Here is a 2,986-nt window from a genome sequence, read left to right on the forward strand (position 1 = left end):
CACTATCTGCTTCACATCTAGCGCGACGATGTCGCTGTGACCGGGTTAACGCAGCGTAGCTACTTTCTTGTTAGATCTGTTTTTTAGTAAGGTTTTGGGAAAATCACCGATCGGTAAATGATAAGTAAATTAATATGTTAATAATATCACTAGAATAGCTGTACGTCAATATATTGATGGCAATAATTTGACTCTAAATCAGCTATAATCAATAATATTTGCTTTTTTTCCTGAAGGAAGCAATAATCATAACTCCTATTATTATAAAAGGTACTCCAAATATAAGCGCAGCATCAATATCATCAGCACCACCTCCTAGTATCATATAAATAGCGTTAAAAACTCCTCCCCCCATTATTATAAAGCCTCCAAGCTTTACATTTTTGAAGGAAACCATCAGTCCTATGAACATTACAAAAAAAGAAGCAATCATAATCATAAGCTTTACCGGCAATCCAGTTAAACTGAAGCCTTCGTCACCTACTGATTCAAAAATAAAAAACGACATGAAAAATCCAAAGAGCAGAATAAAGAGAAATCTTCCTCCCACACCCATTAATTTTTTCAAAGCTGCACCTCTTTTCACAATTTCTCAGCTGTAGACAGCTGGTGATTATAACATTATACTACTTTTTTTAGTTTAATTCATTAAAAACCTGTTCCTTAATTTCATATGTCTAATAATTCATTTAATAATTGTTGTAAAATAGCTCCTTCAAGTATAATATAGTTATATTAATACAAAGCAACTGCGTTGCGTTAGCTGCCTTATTCCAAGGCAAATAAGAAAAGAGGGATAATTATGTATAGCAATCCGGTATACCGACCACCAAGTGAAGGAAGAAGTTTGATCATCCAGATAACAGAAGGATGTTCACACAATAAATGTACATTCTGCGGAATGTACAAAGGTAAACAATTCAGAATAAAAAACGACGAAGAAGTTATAGCACATATTGAATATATTAAAAAATATGATCCTAATCCAAGAAAAATTTTCATAGCTGACGGTGACTTCCTCTGTCTATCGACTGAAAAGATACTACATTATCTTGAAATGGTAAAGTCAAACTTTCCAAATGTTGAAAGAATTTCATGCTATTCAGGTCCACTGGATCTTTTAAGAAAAACTCCAGAGGATTTGACAACCATCAGGGAAGCTGGTCTTGCAATGCTTTATATGGGCGTTGAAAGCGGCAATGATGAAATCCTTAGAAGAATCAAGAAAGGTGTAAATGGAGATCAGATGATTGAAGCTGGTAGAAAAGCTGTTGATGCTGGCTTTGTATTCTCCTGCATGATAATTTCTGGTATCGGCAGCAACGAGCTGGTAAAGGAACATGCATTGGACTCTGCAAAGGTAATTTCAGCCATCAATCCTCAATATTTTGCTCTTCTGACTCTAAATATTGATGAAGGTACAGAACTTGCAGCAGATGTAAACAGTGGTAAATTCAAGCTTATGACTCCTGATGAAATAATGGATGAAACTTATCTCATGCTAGATAACATGGACCTTACAGACTGTATTTTCAGAAGCAACCACGTTTCAAACTATGTGAATCTAAGTGGAGTACTCAACAGGGACAAGGAAAAGATGCTTGAGGAAATCAAAGAAGCAATGAAGGAAAAGAATTATACGCCTGAACATTTTAGAAGGCTGTAGCAAAAGGAGACCTTTTAGGTCTCCTTTTAATTTACATATCTTTCGTTGATTTAAGATATTTAGGTTCTAACTATTCTGCTACTGGTGGTGTAAACGTTCTTGCACCAAGCTCTGCATCCATTTGGTAAAGAGCATTTGGACTGTCCATGATTCTTTTCAATTTTCCAATCTTTGTCTTCATTGAATCTTCCTCTTCAACCTGCTCGTCGATGAACCATTTAAGAACTGATTGAGTTGCATATTCCTTTTCTTCCATTGCTATATCCATTAGATGATATATTCTGCTTGTTACAAATTTTTCGTGTTCAAGAGCCTTCTCGAAAATATCAAGAGGAGATTTAAAATCTTTTCCTACAAGATCAAGTGGTGTCAATTCAACATCTCCACCCATCTCGTAAACAAAGCCGTAAAACTTGTTTGCATGGAATCTTTCTTCCTCAGCCTGAATTTTAAAGAAATTTGCAAATCCCGGCAGGTCATTTGAATCAAAGTAAGTCTGCATTGCATTGTAATAATGAGCTGACTCAAGTTCATATTTGATTTGAAGATTTAGTTCATCAAGTAATTTTTTTGATAACATAGTATCCTCCTTTATTATCCTAATGCAACGTCAAGCATCATCATAACCGAAAAGCCAATCATAACACCTATTGTCGCAATATTGGTATTGTTGTTTAGCTGTGATTCTGGTATGAGTTCCTCGGCAACAACATATATCATCGCGCCTGCTGCAAAAGCAAGTGCATAAGGCAATATACTCTGCATGGAAATGACTGTTATTGCACCAATTACTCCCGCAATCGGTTCTACTATTCCAGATGCCTGTCCATAGAAAAACGCCTTTGGCCTACTCACTCCTTCCCTTCTAAGAGGCACCGAAACCGCTGCTCCTTCAGGGAAATTCTGAATACCTATACCAAGTGCTAGCGCCATTGCCCCTGCTAGGGATGCTCCATTCATACTGACAGCTGCTGCTCCAAAAGCAACTCCAACCGCAAGACCTTCTGGTATGTTATGCAAAGTTATTGCAAGTACAAGAAGTATGCTCCTTGTTAGGGATGTCTTTGGGCCCTCTGCATTTTCCATTGGTTCTCCAATATGAAGATGGGGTACAACTGTATCGGCAATCCATAAAAAAACTCCACCGGCAAGAAATCCAATGGCTGCAACTAGCCAAGCTGTCATTCCATTAGCTTCCGCCATTTCAATTGCCGGAGCCAGTAAGGACCAAAAGCTGGCTGCTATCATAACCCCTGCCGAAAAACCAAGCATTACATCCAAAAGCTTCTGATTTATCTCCTTGAAAAAAAATACAACTGC

General features: G+C 37.3%; 4 protein-coding genes. 1 reads left to right on the forward strand and 3 read right to left on the reverse strand.

The window, feature by feature from the left end; genetic code table 11:
• Nucleotides 1-208: 208 nt before the first annotated feature.
• Nucleotides 209-568 (reverse strand): DUF7670 domain-containing protein, encoded by a 360-nt coding sequence (locus AC3AX0_RS10535; RefSeq protein ID WP_487550248.1) that lies wholly within the window; start codon nucleotides 566-568, stop codon nucleotides 209-211.
• Nucleotides 569-802: 234 nt separating this feature from the next.
• Between AC3AX0_RS10535 and AC3AX0_RS10540 the strand changes: the two genes are divergently transcribed.
• Nucleotides 803-1,666, forward strand: coding sequence for a radical SAM protein (locus tag AC3AX0_RS10540; protein ID WP_487550249.1), 864 nt, complete (start codon nucleotides 803-805; stop codon nucleotides 1,664-1,666).
• A 70-nt stretch (nucleotides 1,667-1,736) separates the two neighbouring features.
• On the opposite strand, the gene AC3AX0_RS10545 is transcribed toward AC3AX0_RS10540, so the two are convergent.
• On the reverse strand, nucleotides 1,737-2,246 hold the full coding sequence (locus tag AC3AX0_RS10545) for a ferritin (RefSeq protein WP_487550250.1): 510 nt from the start codon (nucleotides 2,244-2,246) through the stop codon (nucleotides 1,737-1,739).
• 14 nt (nucleotides 2,247-2,260) lie between these two features.
• Nucleotides 2,261-2,986: ZIP family metal transporter (locus tag AC3AX0_RS10550; protein ID WP_487550251.1), on the reverse strand; the 726-nt coding region annotated here is incomplete at its 5' end.

This window comes from Dethiosulfatibacter sp. (assembly GCF_983023055.1).